The organism is Limimaricola cinnabarinus (assembly GCF_002723615.1).
GTDB lineage: Bacteria > Pseudomonadota > Alphaproteobacteria > Rhodobacterales > Rhodobacteraceae > Limimaricola > Limimaricola cinnabarinus_B.
Genome location: NZ_KZ304960.1, coordinates 17,681 through 36,744, shown reverse-complemented (window position 1 = coordinate 36,744; position 19,064 = coordinate 17,681). Strand labels below are relative to the sequence as shown.

The 19,064-nt window shown below is 70.7% G+C and carries 18 protein-coding genes; 12 read left to right on the top strand and 6 right to left on the bottom strand.

The features are described 5' to 3' along the window. Nucleotides 1–60: 60 nt before the first annotated feature. Nucleotides 61–555, top strand: coding sequence for a GNAT family N-acetyltransferase (locus tag CJ301_RS10930; protein WP_099277262.1), 495 nt, complete (start codon nt 61–63; stop codon nt 553–555). A 91-nt stretch (nt 556–646) separates the two neighbouring features. Beyond that, the gene (locus tag CJ301_RS10925) at nt 647–1,885 is read left to right on the top strand and encodes an MFS transporter (RefSeq protein ID WP_099277260.1); all 1,239 of its coding nucleotides are present in this window, start codon (nt 647–649) and stop codon (nt 1,883–1,885) included. Here the strand turns inward: CJ301_RS10925 and CJ301_RS10920 are convergent. Beyond that, nucleotides 1,882–2,529, bottom strand: coding sequence for a YggS family pyridoxal phosphate-dependent enzyme (locus CJ301_RS10920; RefSeq protein WP_099277259.1), 648 nt, complete (start codon nt 2,527–2,529; stop codon nt 1,882–1,884). The two genes, CJ301_RS10925 and CJ301_RS10920, sit on opposite strands and share 4 nt — an antisense overlap. A 180-nt stretch (nt 2,530–2,709) precedes the next feature. On the opposite strand from CJ301_RS10920, the gene CJ301_RS10915 reads away from it, so the two are divergent. The 4 genes from CJ301_RS10915 (at nt 2,710) to holA (ending at nt 8,049) form a co-directional block, all read left to right on the top strand. Continuing rightward, nucleotides 2,710–3,813, top strand: coding sequence for a porin (locus CJ301_RS10915; protein ID WP_099277257.1), 1,104 nt, complete (start codon nt 2,710–2,712; stop codon nt 3,811–3,813). Between the two features lie 183 nt (nt 3,814–3,996). Beyond that, on the top strand, nt 3,997–6,555 hold the full coding sequence (gene leuS / locus CJ301_RS10910; protein WP_099277255.1) for a leucine--tRNA ligase: 2,559 nt from the start codon (nt 3,997–3,999) through the stop codon (nt 6,553–6,555). Then, entirely contained in the window at nt 6,542–7,030 is a 489-nt protein-coding gene (gene lptE / locus CJ301_RS10905) for an LPS assembly lipoprotein LptE (protein WP_099277253.1), read from the top strand. The genes leuS and lptE overlap by 14 nt, the downstream gene beginning before the upstream one ends. Further along, complete coding sequence (holA, locus tag CJ301_RS10900) at nt 7,027–8,049, top strand: DNA polymerase III subunit delta (RefSeq protein WP_099277250.1); 1,023 nt, start codon at nt 7,027–7,029, stop codon at nt 8,047–8,049. The genes lptE and holA overlap by 4 nt, the downstream gene beginning before the upstream one ends. Nucleotides 8,050–8,154: 105 nt before the next feature. Here the strand turns inward: holA and CJ301_RS10895 are convergent, their stop codons facing one another. From CJ301_RS10895 to CJ301_RS10880, 4 genes are all read right to left on the bottom strand, one after another. Further along, the gene (locus CJ301_RS10895; RefSeq protein ID WP_099277249.1) at nt 8,155–8,379 is read right to left on the bottom strand and encodes a hypothetical protein; all 225 of its coding nucleotides are present in this window, start codon (nt 8,377–8,379) and stop codon (nt 8,155–8,157) included. A 100-nt stretch (nt 8,380–8,479) separates the two neighbouring features. Then, nucleotides 8,480–9,133 (bottom strand): YjbF family lipoprotein, encoded by a 654-nt coding sequence (locus tag CJ301_RS10890; RefSeq protein WP_099277247.1) that lies wholly within the window; start codon nt 9,131–9,133, stop codon nt 8,480–8,482. Continuing rightward, nucleotides 9,130–11,277: a YjbH domain-containing protein gene (locus CJ301_RS10885; protein WP_254050133.1), complete on the bottom strand. Its 2,148-nt coding sequence runs from the start codon at nt 11,275–11,277 to the stop codon at nt 9,130–9,132. Before CJ301_RS10885 ends, CJ301_RS10890 begins: the two co-directional genes overlap by 4 nt. Before the next feature lie 71 nt (nt 11,278–11,348). Then, on the bottom strand, nt 11,349–12,524 hold the full coding sequence (locus CJ301_RS10880; protein ID WP_099277245.1) for a TIGR03862 family flavoprotein: 1,176 nt from the start codon (nt 12,522–12,524) through the stop codon (nt 11,349–11,351). A gap of 64 nt (nt 12,525–12,588) precedes the next feature. Here CJ301_RS10880 and CJ301_RS10875 point away from each other — a divergent pair, with 64 nt between their 5' ends. Next, entirely contained in the window at nt 12,589–12,939 is a 351-nt protein-coding gene (locus CJ301_RS10875) for an HNH endonuclease (RefSeq protein WP_254050132.1), read from the top strand. Between the two features lie 22 nt (nt 12,940–12,961). Here the strand turns inward: CJ301_RS10875 and CJ301_RS10870 are convergent, their stop codons facing one another. Continuing rightward, the gene (locus CJ301_RS10870) at nt 12,962–13,705 is read right to left on the bottom strand and encodes an SDR family oxidoreductase (protein ID WP_099277243.1); all 744 of its coding nucleotides are present in this window, start codon (nt 13,703–13,705) and stop codon (nt 12,962–12,964) included. Nucleotides 13,706–13,831: 126 nt separating this feature from the next. On the opposite strand from CJ301_RS10870, the gene CJ301_RS10865 reads away from it, so the two are divergent. The 5 genes from CJ301_RS10865 to CJ301_RS10850 all read left to right on the top strand — a co-directional run. Beyond that, complete coding sequence (locus CJ301_RS10865) at nt 13,832–15,394, top strand: DUF2125 domain-containing protein (RefSeq protein ID WP_099277241.1); 1,563 nt, start codon at nt 13,832–13,834, stop codon at nt 15,392–15,394. A 95-nt stretch (nt 15,395–15,489) separates the two neighbouring features. Continuing rightward, nucleotides 15,490–16,836 carry a TldD/PmbA family protein gene (locus CJ301_RS10860; protein ID WP_099277239.1) on the top strand — a complete coding sequence of 449 codons (1,347 nt, stop codon included), beginning with the start codon at nt 15,490–15,492 and terminating at the stop codon, nt 16,834–16,836. Next, on the top strand, nt 16,823–17,656 hold the full coding sequence (locus tag CJ301_RS10855; protein WP_099277237.1) for a 3'(2'),5'-bisphosphate nucleotidase CysQ: 834 nt from the start codon (nt 16,823–16,825) through the stop codon (nt 17,654–17,656). The genes CJ301_RS10860 and CJ301_RS10855 overlap by 14 nt, the downstream gene beginning before the upstream one ends. Before the next feature lie 57 nt (nt 17,657–17,713). Continuing rightward, nucleotides 17,714–17,959: a DUF4170 domain-containing protein gene (locus CJ301_RS18745; protein ID WP_162620502.1), complete on the top strand. Its 246-nt coding sequence runs from the start codon at nt 17,714–17,716 to the stop codon at nt 17,957–17,959. 50 nt (nt 17,960–18,009) lie between these two features. Beyond that, nucleotides 18,010–19,064 (top strand): 3-deoxy-D-manno-octulosonic acid transferase (locus tag CJ301_RS10850; protein ID WP_162620501.1); only part of this gene is annotated, 1,055 nt, incomplete at its 3' end.

The following is a 19,064-nucleotide window of genomic DNA, read 5'->3' as shown; positions in this document are numbered from 1 at the left end:
GCGACATAGCCGCCGCCCGGCGCATTGCAAAGCCGCGGCGCGCGCGCGAGTGTCGGCCCCATGGATATCCGCCCCGCCTTGCCCGACGACGTGCCCGATCTTGCCGAGCTGCACGTGACCTGCTGGCACGAGACCTATACCGGCCTCGTGCCAGCCGAGGAGATCGCGCGCCACGACCGGGCGCTGCGGCTGCGGCAATGGGACCGGCAGATCGCCGAAGGCACATGCCGCATCATGATCGCGCCCGGCGCCGGTTTCGCGCAGATCGGCCCGCAGCGCGAGGCGGCGCTGGCGGCGCGCGGCTTTGAGACGGAGCTCTACGCGCTCTACCTCACCCGCGCGGCCCAGGGCCGGGGTCTGGGCCGCGCGCTTTTCGCCGCGGCGCTCGGGCCTGCGCCGGGGCGGCTCTTGGCGATGGTGCTGGAGGGCAACGACCGCGCCTGCCGATTCTACGAGGCCACCGGCGCGCGGCTGGCCGAGCGCCGCCCCGAGCGGATCGGACAGGCCGAGATCACCGACCTGCTCTATTTGTGGGACACCGCGCCCGCCTTGTGAGCCCCGGACCCGCTCGTCTTCCGGGACAGGCAGGCACCCCATGCGCATCGCATGGATTGACAGGACCGCGCGCCGGGCGCCTAGATCGCGCATGACACGCCAGCCGCTCTTCACCCCCGTCCTGATCGCCGGATGCATCATCGTGATGACGGGCTTTGCCATCCGCGCGAGCTTCGGCGTGTTCCAGATCCCGATCGCCGAGGAGTTCGGCTGGCCGCGCGCGGAGTTCTCGCTCGCCATCGCGATCCAGAACCTCGCCTGGGGCATCGGCCAGCCGCTGTTTGCGGCGATGGCCGAGAAGCTGGGCGACCGCAAGGCGATCGTGCTGGGCGCGCTGGCCTATGCGGCGGGGCTGATCCTGTCCTCGGGCGCGAGCCTGCCGATCCAGCACCAGATGCTGGAGATCCTCGTGGGCTTCGGCATCGCGGGCACCGGTTTCGGCGTGATCCTCGCGGTGGTGGGCCGCGCCGCCTCGGACGACAACCGCTCCATGGCGCTCGCCGTGGCGACGGCGGCGGGCTCGGCGGGGCAGGTCTTCGGCGCGCCGCTGGCCGAGATCCTGCTGGGCTACATGACGTGGCAATCGGTGTTCCTCGTCTTCGCGGGGATGATTCTCGCCACGCTGATGACGCTGCCGATGATGCGCTCGCCCGCCCCGGCCTCCACGGCGGAGCTGCAGGAGAGCATGGCGCGCGTGCTGGGCCGGGCCGCGCGCGATCCCTCCTATGCGCTGATCTTCATCGGCTTCTTCTCCTGCGGCTACCAGCTCGCCTTCATCACCGCGCATTTCCCGGCCTTCGTGACCGAGATCTGCGCGCCGATCGCCGCGGGCGGCGTGCTGGCCTCGATGGGGATCACCACCACCGCGGGCTTGGGCGCCGTGGCCATCTCGATCATCGGACTGGCCAATATCGCGGGCACCATCGCGGCGGGCTGGGCCGGCAAGCGCTACAGCCGCAAATACCTGCTGGCAGGGATCTATGCGGGCCGGACCCTCGTGGCGGCGTGGTTCATCCTGACGCCTATGACGCCCGCGACGGTGCTGATCTTCTCGGGCGCGATGGGCAGCCTGTGGCTTGCTACCGTGCCGCTCACCTCGGGCCTCGTCGCGCATCTCTACGGGCTGCGCTACATGGGCACGCTCTACGGCATCGTGTTCTTTTCCCACCAGCTGGGCAGCTTCATGGGCGTCTGGCTCGGGGGGCGGATGTACGACACCTATGGCAGCTACGAGGCGGTGTGGTGGATCGGCGTCGGGGTGGGCGCGCTTTCGGCGATCGTGCATCTGCCGATTCGCGAGCGGCCCGCCCCCGTCATGGCCGCGGCCTAGTCGCGCGCGCCGAAGATCGCCGAGCCCACCCGCACATGGGTCGCGCCATGGGCAATGGCGGTCTCGTAATCGCCGCTCATGCCCATCGACAGCCCGGCAAGCCCGTTGCGCGCGGCCATCTCGCGCAGCATGTCGAAATGCGGGGCCGGGTCCTCGCCCGCGGGCGGGATGCACATCAGCCCCGCCACCGGCAGGTCGAGCTCGCGGCAACGCGCCACGAATCCGTCCGCCTCGTCGGGCAGCACGCCCGCCTTTTGCGATTCCCGGCCGGTGTTGACCTGCACGAACAGCTCCGGGCAGGCGCCGCGCTCCTGCGCCAGCCGGGCCAGCGTCTCGGCCAGCTTCGGGCGATCGAGCGAGTGAATTGCATGGGCGATCTCCATCGCGGCGCGGGCCTTGTTGGTCTGCAGCGGCCCGATCACATGGATGCGGACCCCGTCGAAACGCGGCGCGAGCGCGCCCCAGCGCGACTGCGCCTCCTGCACCCGATTCTCGCCGAACACACGCTGCCCGGCCTGCAGGACAGGCAGGACCCGCGCCTCGGGCTGCATCTTCGAGACGGCGATGAGGGTGATCCCGGCGGGGTCGCGGCCCGCCTTTCGCGCCGCGGCGGCAACGCCGTTTCTGATCAGGTCGAGCGACATGCATGTCTCCTGCGGGGGTCTTTCGGGCCGACTGACATCTGTGTGACCCGGTTGCATCAATTCTGGGGCAGGACCTTGAGCCCAAGCCAATCTTCTTGAGTGTGAAGCCCCCCCTGCGCAATGAAAACCTCAATGCTGGCTCGACTGGCATTCTCGGGAATGCAAATACGAGGGAAAATCATGAAACGCATCCTGCTCGCCTCGGCCTCGATCGTGGCCTTTGCCGGCGCCGCTTCCGCCGAAATCACCTTCAACGGTGAAGCCTCTCTGGGCTACAACGACACCGAAGCCGAATCTGACGGCACCACCGGTGGTGACGAAGATCGCGGCTTCTACTGGGATGCCGAGCTGGGCATCACCATGTCGCAAGAGCTCGACAACGGCCTCGTCGCCGCCGCGACCGTGACCTCCAACGTCGTCGACAACCAGCTCGAAGGCGACATCTTCGCCGAAGGCTACGTGCTGTCGCTGAGCTCCGAGACCGCCGCCCTGTTCTTCGGCGACACCGACATGGCCGCCAACCTGCGCTGGGACGGCGTTTCGGAAATGGAGCATGACGACTTCTCCGAGACCGACGGCGAGACCGTGCTGCGCGGCGACTTCATGGCTTACGGCCTCGACGTCTCGGTTTCGGCTCTCGTGGACGACACCACCGACGAAGACATCGACGGCTCCGGCGACACCCTCGACCAGTACTCGGTCGGCGTGGCTGGCACCCTCGGCGCGTTCCAGATGAGCGCCGCCTACCAGGAAGAAGAGCGCGACTACGACCTCGGTGGCGACGACTTCAACCCGAACCAGATCTTCGGCATCTCGGTCGGCGCGGCCTTCGCCGGTGCTGACGTCGACGTGGCCTATGCCCGTGAAGAGGACGCCTCGGGCGACTCCGAGAGCTCGACCGGCATCGAGGTCGCCTACCCGATCGGCCCCGTCACCCTCGGCGCCTTCTACGTCTCCGAGTCGGATGACGGTGGCGACAGCTTCGGCGTCGCGGCCGACTACGTCTCGGGCGCGCTCACCGTCACCACCGCCTACGAAGAAGTTCGTGAAGGCGACGAGGACTGGGCGATCGAAGCCGGCTACGACTTCGGCATGGGCCTGAACGCCTATGCCGGCGTCTCCGACGCGGGCGACGACTACTACGTCGCCGGCACCTACGATCTGGCCGAAGGCGCGCAGCTGCTCGTCTCCTATGCCGAGGATGACGACAACGACTCCGAGGACGAGATCGGCGATCCCGAGTACCAGGAAGGCACGACCGTCGAGGTCTCCTTCGAATTCTGATCCTTTCGGATCACGACTTCAGGCAGGGGCGGTCCTTCGGGGCCGCCCTTCGCTTTTGTACCAAGGCGTCCCCGCGCGGGAGTGGCACAGCCGCCCGATGTGCAGTATCACCGCCAACGGGCCGGAACGCCCCCTTGCAGACCCGCACCCAAGACGTGCCAGACCATCCGAGGGACACCCAACATGTCGCGCTACACCGCCGCCGAGATCGAAGCCAAATGGCAGGCCGCCTGGGACGAGGCTGGCCTCTTCACCGCGCAGCGCAGCGCCGATCGCCCGAAATACTACGTGCTCGAGATGTTCCCCTACCCCTCGGGGCGCATCCATATGGGCCATGTGCGCAACTACACGATGGGCGACGTGATCGCGCGCCACAAGCTGGCCACCGGGCACAACGTGCTGCACCCGATGGGCTGGGACGCCTTCGGCATGCCCGCCGAGAACGCCGCCATGGCCTCGGGCGGCCATCCCAAGGACTGGACCTATTCCAACATCGCCGACATGCGCGCGCAGATGAAGCCGCTGGGCCTGTCGATCGACTGGAGCCGCGAATTCGCCACCTGCGACCCGGAGTATTACGGCCAGCAGCAGGCGCTGTTCATCGACATGCTCGACAAGGGCCTCGTCTACCGCAAGAACGCGGTGGTGAACTGGGACCCCGTGGACATGACCGTGCTCGCCAACGAGCAGGTGATCGACGGCAAGGGCTGGCGCTCCGGCGCCGAGGTCGAGCGGCGCGAGCTGACCCAGTGGTTCTTCAAGATCTCGGAATATTCCGACGAGCTGCTCGCCGCGCTCGACGGGCTCGATGACTGGCCCGCCAAGGTCAAGCTGATGCAGGCCAACTGGATCGGCCGCTCGCGCGGGCTGGAGATGGCCTTCGGCCTGACCGAAGAGACCCATGGCCATGATCGGATCGAGGTCTACACCACCCGCCCCGACACGCTGCTGGGCGCGAGCTTCATCGGCATCTCGCCCGATCACCCGCTGGCGCGCAGCCTGGAGAAGGAGCGCGAGGACGTCGCCGCCTTCTGCGCCGAGGCGCGGCGCGGCGGCACCACCGAGGAGGCGCTGGAGACCGGCGAGAAGCTGGGCTTCGACACCGGCCTCACCGCGCGCCACCCCTTCGACCAGGGGCGCGAGCTGCCCGTGTGGATCGCCAATTTCGTGCTGATGGATTATGGCACCGGCGCGATCTTCGGCTGCCCGGGCCACGACCAGCGCGATCTCGACTTCGCGCGCAAATACGGCCTGCCGGTGATCTCGACCTTCGCCCCCGCCGAGGATGACGGCCAGGCGCTGGCCGAGGATGGCGGCGCGGCTTACGTTCCGCCCAAGACCGAGCCGGTGATCTACATCAAGGGCTTCGCGGGCGAGACCGAGCAGACCGGCGAGCAGGCGATCGACGCCGCCATCGACTTTTGCGAGGCCAATGGCGTGGGCCGCGGCGTGACCCGCTTCCGCCTGCGCGACTGGGGCCTGTCGCGCCAGCGCTACTGGGGCACCCCGATCCCGATCGTGCATTGCGAGGATTGCGGCGCGGTGCCCGAGAAGAAGGAGAACCTGCCGGTTCGCCTGCCCGACGATGTGAGCTTCGACGTGCCGGGCAACCCGCTCGACCGGCACCCGACATGGCGCGACGCCCCCTGCCCCCGCTGCGGCAAGGACGCGCGCCGCGAGACCGACACGATGGACACCTTCGTCGACAGCTCGTGGTATTACGCGCGCTTCACCAGCCCGCGCGCCGAGACGCCGACCGACATGGCCGAGGCCGAGTACTGGATGAATGTCGACCAGTATATCGGCGGCATCGAGCACGCGATCTTGCACCTGCTCTATTCGCGCTTCTTCGCCCGTGCGATGCATGCGACCGGGCATTTGCCCGCGGATGCGATCGAGCCGTTCAACGCGCTCTTCACCCAAGGCATGGTGACGCACGAGATCTACCAGACGCGCGACGCGGCGGGCCGCCCTGTCTATCACCTGCCCGAAAGCGTCGAGAACGGCGCGCTGAAGGATACCGGCGAAAAGGTCGAGATCATCCCCTCGGCCAAGATGTCGAAATCCAAGAAGAACGTCGTCGACCCGGACGCCATCCTCGCGCAATACGGCGCCGACACGGCGCGCTGGTTCGTGCTGTCCGACAGCCCGCCCGAGCGCGACGTCGAATGGACCGCCTCGGGTGCGGAGGCCGCGCACAAGCACCTCGCCCGCGTCTGGCGCATCGCGACCGAGGCCGCCGAGGCCGAGGGCGGCGATGCGGGGGCCGACGAGGATCTGATGCGCCAGCTGCACCGCACGATCCGCGACGTGACGCTGGGGCTCGAAAGCTTCGGCTTCAACGCCGCGATCGCCAAGCTCTATGCCTTCACCTCCGTGCTATCGAAATCGAAGGCGAGCGCGGAGACGCGGCGCGAGGCGGCGAAGGTGCTGGCGCAGCTGATGTCGCCCATGACCCCGCATCTCGCGGAGGAGATCTGGACGCTTCTGGGCGGGACCGGCTTCGTGGCCAACACCCCCTGGCCCGTGGCCGAGGAGCGCTTCCTCGTCGAGGACAGCGTCACCCTGCCCATCCAGATCAACGGCAAGCGCCGCTCCGAGATCTCGGTCCCGAAGGCGATGGAAAAGGCCGAGATCGAGGCGCTGGTGCTGGCCGACGAGGCGGTGGCGAAGGCGCTCGAAGGCGGCGCTCCGAAAAAGCTCATCGTGGTGCCGGGCCGGATCGTCAATGTGGTCGTCTGAGACAGGCCGCCGGGCCGTGCTGCTGGGCGCTCTGGCGCTTGGCGGCTGCGGCTTCACCCCGGCCTACGGGCCGGGGGGCGATGCCGCGCGGCTGCGCGGCAGGGTGCGCGTCGAGGCGCCCGCGAGCTTTGCGGGCTACCTGCTGCGCGCCCGCCTGCTCGACCGGCTCGGCCCGGCGACGGAGCCGCGCTACCTGCTGTCGCTCGACATCTCCGAAGAGGTCGAGCAGGCCGCGATCAGCGCCGATGGCGCGGTGCTGCGCTACAGGCTGCTGGGCCGCGCCGATTACCGGCTGCGCGCGGTGGATTCGGATGCGGATCTCGCGCAAGGGACGGTGTCCGATTTCGCCGGCTATTCCGCCACGCTGGGCACCGTCGCCTCCGAGGCGGCCGCGCGCGACGCGCGCGAGCGGCTGGCCACCCTGCTGGGCGACCGGATCATGACCCGGCTGCTGGCGCTGCAGCTGCCCCGATGAAGCTCTCGGCCCGCGATGCGGCGGCGTTCTTGCGCCAGCCCGACCCCAAGATGGCGGGCGTCCTGATCTGGGGCGAGGACGCGATGCGCGTGGCGCAAAAGCGCAAGGAGCTGATCGCCAAGCTTGCCGGCCCGGAGGCCGAAGCGGAGATGCGGCTGAGCCGCCTGCCCGCCGCCGATCTGCGCCGCGACGGCGCGGCGCTGATCGACGCGGTGAAGGCGCAGGGCTTCTTTCCCGGCCCGCGCGTGGTCTTCGTCGAGGGCGCGACCGACGGGCTTGCCCCGCTGTTCGACGCCGCGCTGAAGGACTGGGCGCGGGGCGATGCGCAGATCCTCGCCACCGCCGGGCAGCTCGCCGCGAAATCGGCGCTGCGCAAGCTGTTCGAGGCGCGCCCCGGGGTGGTCTCGATCGGCATCTATGACGACCCGCCGGGGCCCGAGGAGATCGCCGCGATGCTCTCGGCGGCGGGCGTGCCGGACCCCGATCTCGACGGCCGGACGCTGCTGGCGGATCTGGCGCGCGCGCTCGATCCCGGCGCGCTGCGGATGACCGTCGAGAAGCTCGGCCTCTACAAGCATGGCGATGCCGGCCCGACCACCGCCGCCGACATCGCCGCCGTGGCGCCGCGCTCGACCGAGGCCGAGACCGATGCGCTGCTCGCCGTGGTGGCCGAGGGGCGCGCGCCGCAGATCGCGGCGCTGCTGCGCCGGCTCTATGCGCAAGGCACGACGCCGGTGTCGCTGTGCATCGTGGCGCTGCGGCATTTCCGCCAGCTCCACGCCGTGGCGAGCGATCCGGGCGGGGCGGGACAGGGCATCGCCCGGCTGCGTCCGCCGGTCTGGGGCCCGCGCCGCGATGCGATGACGCGGCAGGCGGGGGCCTGGGGCCGCGACCGGCTGGAGCGGGCCGTGGCGCTCCTGATCGAGACCGACCTGCAGCTGCGCTCGGCCAGCCGCGCGCCCGCGCAGGCGCTGGTGGAGCGCGCCCTGATCCGGCTGGCGATGATGGCCCGGCGCTGAGCCCTGCGAACCGGCCCCGGCGCGCGCCCTCCCCCAAACGCAAAACGGCGGACCCGAAGGTCCGCCGTTTCATCCAACCGGCCCGAAGACCGGTCGGTCCTGAAATCAGGAGTCGTCCGAAGCGGCCAGAGCGACCAGGCCACCGACGGCGGCCAGCGGCAGCAGGAAGCCGAGCGGGCCGGCCAGCGAGCCGCGGGCGGCGGGGGCTTCGGGCTCGACCACGACGACCGGGGGCTCGACGATTTCGACGGCCAGGCCACCGGCGAAAGCCGAGGAAGCGGTCAGGGTGCCGGCGACGGCGGCGGCGACGAGGGTCTTGGTGAGGCGCATGTCTCTACTCCAGTTGATAACAAAGCGTTAGGTCGGCTATAGCCAAGATAGGTGTATCACACAAGCTGGATGACCAGATCACCGGGCCGGAAAAACGAAACTAAAGGTCGCTGCTGCGCAAATATGCAACACCCCGACTGACGAATTGACGCGACGAAATGATCTCTCCGGCGGCGTCGAGCCAGTAATAATTATCGAAGATCAGCGCCGCACCCCGGCAGGCTTCGTCGAAGCGCCGCGCCTGCACCCGCCGCGTTCCGAGCTCGACCGTCTCGACTCCCTTGGGCGTCACCGTGCAGTCGAACTCGGCGCGCTCGATTCGATCCAGCCCGTCGAGGGTCTCGTGCACGCGCCGGGCCTGCCCGCCGCCCGCGCGCAGCGCCGCGCGGCTCTGGCGCGCATCGGCGGCCATCAGGTCGTCTCCCAGCCCGCGGGTCGAGACCAGCATCCCGTCGCGCATCGTGTAGGTGAAGCCCTGCGGCCCGGCAAAGCTGGCCGAGGCGCCATTGTCGATCAGCCGCGTCGCGGGGCCGGTCAGGCCCAAAGTGTTGAGGCTGACCTGGCGCAGCGACGACGGATCGACCGCCCCGCCTGCCCCTGCCGCTCCCGCTGCCGCCGGCGCGGCGGCCGGCTGCGTGCCGACCAGCGGCGCGATCGCCCCTTGCAGCGCGCCGGTCAGCCCCGCCGCGCCGCCGCATCCCGCCAGCATCCCCAGCCCGAGCAGGGCCGCCGTCATCCTGATCCGCTTCGTCATTTCCAGAACCGCCCCCAGCCATCTTCGAGATCGTTCAGGTGGCCGTCGCGCACCACCTCGTAGAGCCGCCCGTCGACCCGCAGCTTGGCACCGCCATCGCGCTGCAGCGAGGCGAGCGAGGTCGAGGCCTCGCGCCGGGTCGGCTGGCCCACCACGTAATCGAGCGGGATCGAAACCCGGATGCCCTTGTCGAAGGAACCTTCGCCGTAGGCGTCGAAGGGCACGTCCGTGAGGGTGAAATAGCCGCCGACGCTCCAGCCGTTCTCGAATTCGCGGTCGAGCGTGAAGGTCGCGCCCCAATCGCCCGCGAGGTAGCGACCGACATCGACCTGCCCGTAGAAGCGGTTGTCGAAATCGTAATAGGCCGAGGCGTGGCCGGTGACGACGTCGTAATCCTGAAAGCCGAAACCGAGATCGAAATCGCGCTGGCGGGCATAGTTGACCTCCGCCCCGAGCCCGAGCCGACTGTCGGCGGGCTTCCACAGCACCTCGGTCGACAGGCCGCCATACATCTCTTCGAGATAACCAATCGTCGCGCGGGAGTAGACATCGGGCGCGAGCCGCCCGTATTGGGCCAGCGTCAGGTCGCGGATGCCGGTGGTGCCCTGATCGGCATAGAGCGCGGCGTTGCGGCGCACCGGATAGGGCTCGTCATCCTCGGCGACGATCAGCTCGGGGTCCTCGCGGTTGGTGTAGAGCTGCTGGCGCAGCGTGCCCGAAGCGACGAGGCTGTCGGTGATCTCGTAGCGGGCCGAGAGCTGCGCCCCCAGCTCGACCTGGAACGGCTCGTCATTGTTGAACACGGTGATCCGCGCATAGGGCGCCAGCCCGTAGGAGAGGCGGTCATCGACGCGCGGCAGCGGTTCGAGCCCGTCGCGCGGGCCTGCATCCTGCAGCACCAGCCGCTGCGACAGCGCCTGCGTGCCACCGGCGGTATCGGCAAAGGCCTCGATGTCGCTGCGGCTCAGCGTCACCGCCGAGAGCGGCACGCCGCGCTGCATCGGTTCCAGCGTGAAGCGTTCGATCGAATCGGGCAGGCCGAGGCTCAGCATCCGCGCGATGCGCCCCATCGCCTGCGCCTCGGCGCGGTAGCGGGTGTTGGTGTAGCGCAGCCGCACGGCGCGGTCCGACAGCTCGATCGAGGACAGCTCGACCCCTTCGGCCGCCAGCGCCTGCTGCAGCGTCGCGCCGATCGTGGCCTCCGGGATCTTGGCGCGGTCCCATGTGGCGGCGGCGCGGGCATCGCCCTGGCGGATGCGGATCGGCGAGGGCGCGGGGTCGAGCCCGGGGCCGAAGGGCCGCCTGCCCGGATCGATCAGGAAGGTGCCGGTGAGCCCCAGCTCCGAGCCGTAGAGCCAGGAGGCGCCGAGCTGCACGCCGGGCAAGGGCCGGTAGACCAGCCCGAAATTGAGCGGCGAATCGCGCTCGATCAGCCCCAGCTCGGTTTCGCGCTCATAGGCGTCCGAGGAGTATTCCGCCTTGAGGGTCAGCTTGTCGGTCGCGGCGTATTCCACCCCGCCGAACAGCGCGGCATCGCCCCTGAAGAGCTGGTCGAGCGCGAAGGTCCCGCCCTCTTCGAATTCGAGGGCGGGCCGCTCGTCGAACTCCGACGACAGGACACCCAGCGGGTTGTCGAAGCCGCCATCCGAGCCGAAGCGCCCCCAGCCCAGGCCGCCGGTCACCCGGATCTTGTCGCCGAAGGTCTTGGTCGCGACGAGATACTCGGCGCCGTAGGCCCCGGTGCCGAGGAAGTCCTGCAGCCCCACCGCGAAGGCCGGCAGGATTTCGGTCTCGTCGTTGAAGCGGTAGCGCAGGTCGAAGCTGCGGTCGAAATAGTCGTCGACGCTGCCGCGGGCGCCGGGCAGCGAGTAATCCTCGATCCTGCTGTAGCGGAAGCTGCCCGAAAGCTTCGGCAGAAGCTGGAAGGTGAAGGTGGTGCGCACCTGCCCGTCGAACCTTCCCATCGTGGCCGCGATCTGCCCGTCAGGCGCGCTCAGCGCCGAAGGCATGTCGATAAGCCCCGGCGTGCCGTAGAGCGTGTAGCTCAGCCCCCGGTCGGACACCGTCTGGGCCTGCACCGCTCCGGCCGCCAGGAGGGCGAGAAGGCTCGCGGCCCCGCCCCGGCGCATCGCTGTGATCGTCATCTCGTGCTGCACTCCCTGCTCGCTCGGCGCACCCTAGCGAGCGGCCCCGGCAAATGAAAGCGAGCGGCGGCTCAGCGCGCGGCCCCGAGCCGCGCCGCCGCTGCGCGCCCGGCATGGCGGCCCGTGGCCAGGCAGGCGGTGAGCAGGTATCCGCCGGTCGGAGCCTCCCAGTCGAGCATCTCGCCCGCCGCGAAGACCCCCGGCCTGCCGCGCAGCATCAGATTTTCGTCCAGCGCCGCGAAGCGCAGCCCGCCCGCGGTCGAGATCGCCTCGTCGAGCGGATGCGGCGGGCCGAGCGGCACCGGCAGCGCCTTGAGACGGGCCGCCAGCGCCGCCGGTTCCTTGGGCAAGGGCCGCGCCCATTCGTGCAAGAGCGCCAGCCGCACCGGGTCGAGGCCCAGCGCCTTGCGCAGATGGTTCGACAGGCTGGCCTTGCCGCGTGGCCGCGCCAGCCGGGCCGCCACCTGTTCCTCGTCGAGATCGGGCAGCAGGTCGAAGGCCAGGGGCGCGCCATCGCGCAGATCGGCCGAAACGGCATAGATCCCGCCCCCCTCCAGCCCGCGCGCCGAGATCACGCATTCGCCGCGCACCCGCCGCGCCCCGGCGATCAGCGCCACCGGCTTGACCGGCGCGCCGAGATGCGGGCGCATGTGATCGGACCAATCGACGCCGAAGCCCATATTGGCCGGGCGGAACGGCGCGACCTGCTCCGCCAGCAGCCCGGCCCAGGCCCCGTCGGAGCCGAGCCGCGCCCAGCTCGCCCCGCCCATGGCCAGAACGGTGACATCGGCCTCGACCTCCTGCCGCCCCTCGGGCGCATCGAACAGGGCCGTGCTCCCCTCCCAGCCCGCGAAACGCCAGCGAGTGCGCAGCTCGACCCCCGCGCCCGAAAGCCGGGCCAGCCAGGCGCGCAGCAGCGGCGAGGCCTTCATCGCGGTCGGAAAGACCCGGCCGGTCGAACCGGTGAAGATCTCCTGCCCCAGACCGCGCGCCCAGGCCTGCACCTCGTCGGGGCCGAAGCCCTCAATGGCGGCGCGCAAGCCATCGGGCATCTCGCCATAAGCCGCGTCGAAGGCGGCGCGCGGCTCGGCCTTGGTGAGGTTGAGCCCCGACTTGCCCGCCATCAGCAGCTTGCGCCCGAGGCTCGGCATCCGCTCGGCCAGCAGCACGCGATGCCCGGCCCCCGCCAGCTCCTCGGCGGCCATCAGCCCCGCCGGTCCGCCGCCGATCACCAATGCCTGCGCCATGGCCGCCCCCCTGCGGCCCAGCGCCGCGCTTGCCGGAACGCAGGACGCGCCCCATCTCCTCCCCATGCCAAGCCGCCGCGAGAAACGCCAGACCGAGGCCCGCGCCGTCGCCACGCCGCGGATCGCGCCGATCTGCGCGCTGTGCGGGCGTCCGATCCCCGAAGGCGTGCCGCAAAGCTCGCATCACCTCGTGCCGAAGATGCGCGGCGGCACGCATGGGCCGCAGGTGCTCTTGCACCACATCTGCCACAAGGAGATCCACGCGACGCTGTCGGAGACCGAGCTGGCGCGCGCCTACAACACGCCCGAGGCGCTGCGCGCGCATCCCCGGTTGGAGAAGTTCATCGCATGGGTGTCGAAACGCCCGCCGGAGTTTTCCTCCAAGGTGCCGGGGCGCCGCCGCGCCCGCGACTGAGCCGCATCCCCCGGGGGGCAGCCTAGATCAGCCCGATCCGCCTGCGGATCTCCTCGTCGCGCAGCGACACCTCCTGGCCCACATGGCCGTCGGCCCTGTCCGAACACATCCACACCAGCGCCTTGGCGGGCCATTCGGGCGGGATATGCACCGACCAGTCGAGCCGGCTCACCGCGTTGATGCCCGAGGACTTGATCTCCCGCTGCATCTGCGTGGCCACCGTGCCGGGCGAAAGCCCCATCGCGCGGATGCCGCGGCCGCGATATTCCAGATCGAGCGACGAGGTCAGCATCGCCGCCCCCGCCTTGGAGGCGCAATAGGCCGACCAGCCCTCGACCGCGTTATGCGCGGCCCCCGAGGAGACGGTGATGATCGTGCCGCCGCCCTGATCGAGCATGGCGGGCAAGGCCGCGCGCATGCCGTTGAAGACGCCCTTGAGGTTGATGTCGACGACCTTGCCCCAGGCCTCGGGGTCGAGATCGCCCATGGCGCCGATCGGCTCGATCGCGCCGGCATTGTTGATCATCACGTCGAGCCGGCCGAATTCCTTGACGCAGGCCTCGACCGCCGCCTCGACCTCCCAGTAGCGGCTGACGTCGCAGGGGATGGCGAGCCCCGCCTCACCCAGCTCCTTGGCGATGTCCGACAGCGCCTCGGCGCTGCGCGCCAGCAGCGCGACGCGCGCGCCTTGGGCCGCGAATTCGCGCGCGGCGGCCGCACCGATGCCGCGGCTCGCCCCGGTGATCAGAACCGTCTTTCCTTGCATGGCTTTTCCCCCGCGCTTTGAGCTTTCGTCCAGCCTAGCGGGGGCCTAGTCTGCGGTCCAGACGCGGCGGGTGCATCCCGCGCGGCGGGCATGGCCCGCGGATTGCGATTGCGAGGAGGGTCCGAGATGACCGCATTGAGAACGGCGTCGATCGGCGCGCTGATCGTGGCGGCGGGGGCCGCGCAGGCCGATGTCACCGCCGAGGAGGTCTGGCAGAACTGGCAGCAAAGCGCGCGGCAGCTGGGCGAGACGCAGGTCGAGACCGGCGCGCAGAACCGCGAGGGCGACACGCTCACCATCACCGACATGGTGTTCACGCTCGATGAGGAGGATGGCGGGCTGGTGGTCCGGCTGCCGCGGATCGACTTCACCGAGACCGGCGACGGCACGGTCGAGGTGCGCATGTCCGAAAGCTACCCCGTCACCATCACCGGCACGGAAGAGGATGGCGCCGAGATCGTGATCGACCTTTCGGTGGAGCAGACCGGGCTCGCCCTGACCGTGAGCGGCACGCCCGAGGCGATGCGCCACGATTACGAGGCGGCGCGCTACGCGATGACGGTCGAGAGCATCACCGAGGATGGTGCGGCGATCCCGGCCGAGGCGCGGTTTGCGCTCGACGCGCTGCGCGGCAGCTACCTGTCGCGGACCGGCCCCGACGGGCCGGGCGGCAGCGAAACCGAATACGACCTCGCCGCCGACACGCTCGCGCTCACGATCGAGAGCGAAGACCGCGACGAGACCGGCGCAGAGCAGGCGGTGTCGATCGATGCCAGCGTCGCGGAGGTGGCCCTGTCGGGCCGGCTGGCGCTGCCCGAGGGGATGGAGGAGGCCGAGGCGCTGCCCGAGGGCTTCGCGCTGGGCTTCGATTATGCCACCGGCCCGGCGCTGGTGGAGTTCGACGCCGAGGGGCCGCAGGGCCGCGCCGCCGGCACCGCGCGCACCGCATCGAGCGCGGTGCAGCTGTCGCTCGACCCCGCCCGCGTGGCTTACGACTCCTCGACCAAGGGGCTGGAGCTGGTGCTTCCCGAGGGGCCGATGCCCTTCCGGATCGAGGTCTCGGCCGCAGAATACGGCTTCGGCATCGACCTGCCGCTCGGCGCGGACGCCGCGCCGCAGGATCTCTCGGCACGGGTGACGATCGACAGCTTGGCCTTCGGCGATCCGATCTGGGATCTGTTCGATCGGAACGAGGTGCTGCCGCGCGAGCCCGCGACGCTGATCGTCGAGCTGTCGGGCAGCGCGCGACTGCCGCGCGACCTCGCCGATCTCGAGACCGCCGGGGCGATGGGCGAGGCGATGGGCGAAACGGGTGACGAGGCTGGTGGCGAGACGGGCGGGATGCCCGAGGCCGCGCCCGAGATCGAGAGCCTGGCGCTCGACCGGCTGGTGCTGCGCCTCGCCGGGGCCGAGATCCTGGGCGACGGGGCCTTCACCTTCGACAATGCGGATCTGGAGACCTTCGATGGCTTCCCGCGCCCCGAGGGCCGGATCGACCTGAGGGCCACCGGGCTGAACGGGCTCTTGGAGAACCTGGCGAATATGGGGGTGTTTCCGGCCGAGCAGATGATGGGGGTGCGGATGATGCTGGGGCTGTTCTCCACCACGGTGGGCAATGACGAGCTGACCTCCGAGATCGTGATCGACGAGGCGGGACAGGTCACCGCCAACGGCCAGCGGATCAGGTAATTCGCGGCTTCGCGCCCGCTCGCACCCCTGGCCGCGCTTTCCAGACGGGCATGGGCGCGCTAGATGCAGGCGCGACAGCCCGAAAGGATCCGCCCATGACCGCCTCGCTCGCCGACCTGACCGACCGGATGCTCCGGGCCGCCCGCCGCGCCGGGGCCGAGGCCGCCGACGCGGTGGCGGTGGATGGCACCTCCGTCTCGATTGACGTGCGCGAGGGGCGGCTGGAGCAGGCCGAGCGCGCCGAGGGCGTGGATATCGGCCTGCGGGTGCTGATCGGGCGCAGGCAGGCCATGGTCTCCTCCTCGGATGCCCGCGACGCCACGATCGAGACCATGGCCGAGCGCGCCGTCGCCATGGCGCGCGAGGCCCCCGAAGACCCCCATGCCGGGCTGGCCGAGCCCGGCCAGCTGGCGCGCGATACCGATTCGTTGCGGCTGCAGATGCACGATCCCTCGCCCGAGCCCGATCCTGCGATGCTTGAAGAGGATGCGCGCCGGGCCGAAGCCGCCGCGCGAAGCGTGGCGGGGGTGACGCAGGTGCAGGGCGCGACGGCGGGCTATGGCCACCGGCGGGTTCATATCGCCGCGACCAACGGCTTTTCGGGCGGCTATGCGCGCTCCGACCGGGCGATCTCCTGCGTCGCCGTCTCGGGCGAGGGCACGGGGATGGAGCGCGACTGGGATGCCGACAGCCGCATCTTCCAATCCGACCTGCGCAGCCCGGAAGAGATCGGCCGCCTTGCGGGCGAGCGGGCGGCGGCGCGGCAGGGCCCGCGCCGGCCGCGCACCGGCCGCTACCCGGTGCTGTTCGACGAGCGCATTTCCTCGTCGCTGGTCGGCCATCTCGTCGCCGCCGCCAATGGCGCGGCCATCGCGCGCGGATCGAGCTGGCTTCTGAACCGCGACGGCGCGCCCGTCCTGCCCGCCGGGATCTCGCTGATCGAGGAGCCGCACCGCCCGCGCGCCTCCGGCTCGCGGCTGTTCGACGGCGAGGGGCTGCCGACGGCAGAGCGCGCGCTGGTCGATGACGGGGTGCTGACGGGCTGGATTCTCGATCTGGCCACGGCGCGCAAGCTGGGGCTGCAAAGCACCGCCAACGCCGCGCGCGGCACCTCCGCGCCGCCCTCGCCCTCGGTCAGCAACCTGCGGCTGACCCAGGGCGAGGCCAGCCGCGAGGATCTGATCGCGCAGATGGGCACCGGGCTTCTGGTCACCTCGATGATCGGCTCGACCATCAACCCCAACACCGGCGACTATTCGCGCGGCGCGGCGGGCTTCTGGGTGGAGAATGGCGAGATCCTGCACCCGGTCAACGAATGCACCATCGCGGGCAATCTGCGCGACATGCTGATGTCGCTCATCCCGGCCAATGACGCGCGGCAGCATCTGAGCCGGATCGTGCCCTCCTTGCTGGTGGACGGGATGACGCTTGCCGGTGATTGATCACAGCGGGGACCTCGCGCTTCTGGTCGCGGCGGCGCAGGCGGCCGCGCCGATCGCCTGCGCCTACGGCGCGCCGAAGGTCTGGGACAAGCCCGATGGCGGCGGCCCGGTCTGCGAGGCCGATCTCGCCGTCGACGCGATGCTGCGCGAACGGCTCGGCGCGGCGCGCCCCGGCTATGGCTGGCTTTCGGAGGAGACGGCCGACGCGCCCGAGCGGCTTAAGGCCGAGCGCATCTTCATCATCGATCCGATCGACGGCACCCGCGCCTATCTCGAAGGCAGCCGCGACTGGGCGCATTCGCTCGCCATCGCCGAAAACGGGCGGATCACCGCCGCCTGCGTGCTGCTGCCGCGCCGCGAGCTGCTCTATACCGCGACGCTGGGCGGCGGGGCGATGCTCAACGGCGCGCCGATCCGCGCCAGCACGGAGACGGACCCCGCCCGCGCGACGCTCCTTGGCCCGCGGCTCGCCATGAGCCCCGAGCACTGGACCGGGGGCGAGGTGCCGCCCGTCCGGCGGGCCTTCCGCTCGGCGCTGGCCTGGCGCTTGTGCCTTCTGGCCGAGGCGCGCTTCGACGCCATGCTGACGATCCGCCCGACCTGGGAATGGGACATCGCGGCGGGCAGCCTGATCCTGACCGAGGCAGGCGGCACCGCGACCGACAGGCGCGGCGCGATGCTGTCGTTCAACAAGCCGCATCCGCAAAGCGACGGCGTGCTGGCGGGCGGCGCGCTGCACGAGGTGCTGCTGGCCCGGCTCGACGCCGCCCCGGACGGACCCGCCCCCGACCCCTCCGACCCCGACCCCTCCGCCGCTTGACCCGATCCCGCCAAGGCGTAATTTGCCGCCAAAGCCCCCAACCCCGAGGATATCCCCATGACCCAGCGCCTGCATCTCGTCTTCGGCGGCGAGCTGACCGATCCCTCCAAGAACGTCTTCCGCGACACCGACGACATCCACATCGTCGGCATGTTCCCCGACTATGCCTCGGCCTACAACGCCTGGAAGACCGAGGCCCAGCGCACCGTGGACAACGCCCACATGCGCTACTTCATCGCGCATATCCACCGGCTGCGCGACGAGGAGGCCGCCGCCTCGCCGACCGAGGAACTCGGCAGCTGAGACCCGCGCCCGCCGATCCCGCGGCGCGGCCCGAGGGGCCGCTCGTCTGGGTGCACAGCCCCGACCCCGAGCGCAGCCGCACCGCCCTGGCGCTGGCGCGGCACCTCGAGGAGGAGCGCGAACCCGTGACGCTGCTGCTCACCGCGGCGGCGCGTCAGCGCGACGCGCCGCGCAACGTGCTGCAATGGCCGCCCTTCATCGACAGCCGCGCCGCGACGCAGACATTTCTGGGGCGCTGGCGGCCCGACATGCTGCTGTGGATCCGCGGACCGCTGCAACCGGCGCTCCTGTCCGAGACGGCGCGTGCCGGCATTCCCGCGCTGATGGTCGATGCCGAGGCCGAAACCGCCAGTCTGACGGGGGGCGGATGGCGGCCCGGTGCCCGGCGCGCCGCCTTTTCGGCCTTCGAACGGATCCTCGCCGCGAACGGCACGGCGGCGGCGCGATTGCGGCGCATCGGGGTCGAGCCGGGGCGCATCGAGGTGACCGGCAGGCTCGATGACAGCCGCCCCCTGCCCGGCTGCCACGAGCGCGACCGCGCCGATCTCGCCCAGGCGATCGGCGCGCGGCCCGTCTGGCTCGTGGCCGGGGCCGTCGAGGAGGAGCTTGCCGCCATCGCCGCCGCGCATCGGCAGGCCAGCAAGCGGGCGCATCGGCTGCTGCTGATCCTCGCGCCCGCCAGCGAAAGCGCGGCCCCCCGGATCGCCCGGCACCTGCGCGAGGAGGGGTTCAACCTCGCCGATCGCGGCGAGGGCGAGGAGCCCGACGAGGCGACCGAGATCTACCTTGCCGACGGGCCCGGCGAGATCGGGCTGTGGTACAGGCTTTCGCCGATGACGATGATGGGCGGCACGCTGTCTGGCCAGCCCTGCCGCGATCCGATGGAGCCCGCGGCGCTGGGCTCGGCGGTGCTGCATGGCGCGCAGCCCGCCCGGCACGCACCGGCCTTTGCCCGGCTCGCCGCCGCCGCCGCCTGCCGCGAGGTGCGCGGTGCCGCCGAGCTGGGCCAGGTCGTCGAGGCGCTGCTCGCGCCCGACCGGGCCGCGCTTCTGGCCCGCGCCGCCTGGGCCGTGGCGACCGAGGGCGCGGAGGCCACGAGCCGCGC

Coding starts and splice junctions, on each gene's coding strand:
- CJ301_RS10885 (WP_254050133.1), bottom strand. CDS start 11,277: ATGACGATCACAGCGATGCGCCGGGGCGGGGCCGCGAGCCTTCTCGCC.
- CJ301_RS10880 (WP_099277245.1), bottom strand. CDS start 12,524: ATGGCGCAGGCATTGGTGATCGGCGGCGGACCGGCGGGGCTGATGGCC.
- CJ301_RS10865 (WP_099277241.1), top strand. CDS start 13,832: ATGACCGCATTGAGAACGGCGTCGATCGGCGCGCTGATCGTGGCGGCG.
- CJ301_RS18745 (WP_162620502.1), top strand. CDS start 17,714: ATGACCCAGCGCCTGCATCTCGTCTTCGGCGGCGAGCTGACCGATCCC.
- lptE (WP_099277253.1), top strand. CDS start 6,542: ATGTGGTCGTCTGAGACAGGCCGCCGGGCCGTGCTGCTGGGCGCTCTG.
- CJ301_RS10875 (WP_254050132.1), top strand. CDS start 12,589: ATGCCAAGCCGCCGCGAGAAACGCCAGACCGAGGCCCGCGCCGTCGCC.
- CJ301_RS10920 (WP_099277259.1), bottom strand. CDS start 2,529: ATGTCGCTCGACCTGATCAGAAACGGCGTTGCCGCCGCGGCGCGAAAG.
- CJ301_RS10915 (WP_099277257.1), top strand. CDS start 2,710: ATGAAACGCATCCTGCTCGCCTCGGCCTCGATCGTGGCCTTTGCCGGC.
- CJ301_RS10930 (WP_099277262.1), top strand. CDS start 61: ATGGATATCCGCCCCGCCTTGCCCGACGACGTGCCCGATCTTGCCGAG.
- CJ301_RS10860 (WP_099277239.1), top strand. CDS start 15,490: ATGACCGCCTCGCTCGCCGACCTGACCGACCGGATGCTCCGGGCCGCC.
- holA (WP_099277250.1), top strand. CDS start 7,027: ATGAAGCTCTCGGCCCGCGATGCGGCGGCGTTCTTGCGCCAGCCCGAC.
- CJ301_RS10890 (WP_099277247.1), bottom strand. CDS start 9,133: ATGACGAAGCGGATCAGGATGACGGCGGCCCTGCTCGGGCTGGGGATG.
- CJ301_RS10895 (WP_099277249.1), bottom strand. CDS start 8,379: ATGCGCCTCACCAAGACCCTCGTCGCCGCCGCCGTCGCCGGCACCCTG.
- CJ301_RS10925 (WP_099277260.1), top strand. CDS start 647: ATGACACGCCAGCCGCTCTTCACCCCCGTCCTGATCGCCGGATGCATC.
- leuS (WP_099277255.1), top strand. CDS start 3,997: ATGTCGCGCTACACCGCCGCCGAGATCGAAGCCAAATGGCAGGCCGCC.
- CJ301_RS10870 (WP_099277243.1), bottom strand. CDS start 13,705: ATGCAAGGAAAGACGGTTCTGATCACCGGGGCGAGCCGCGGCATCGGT.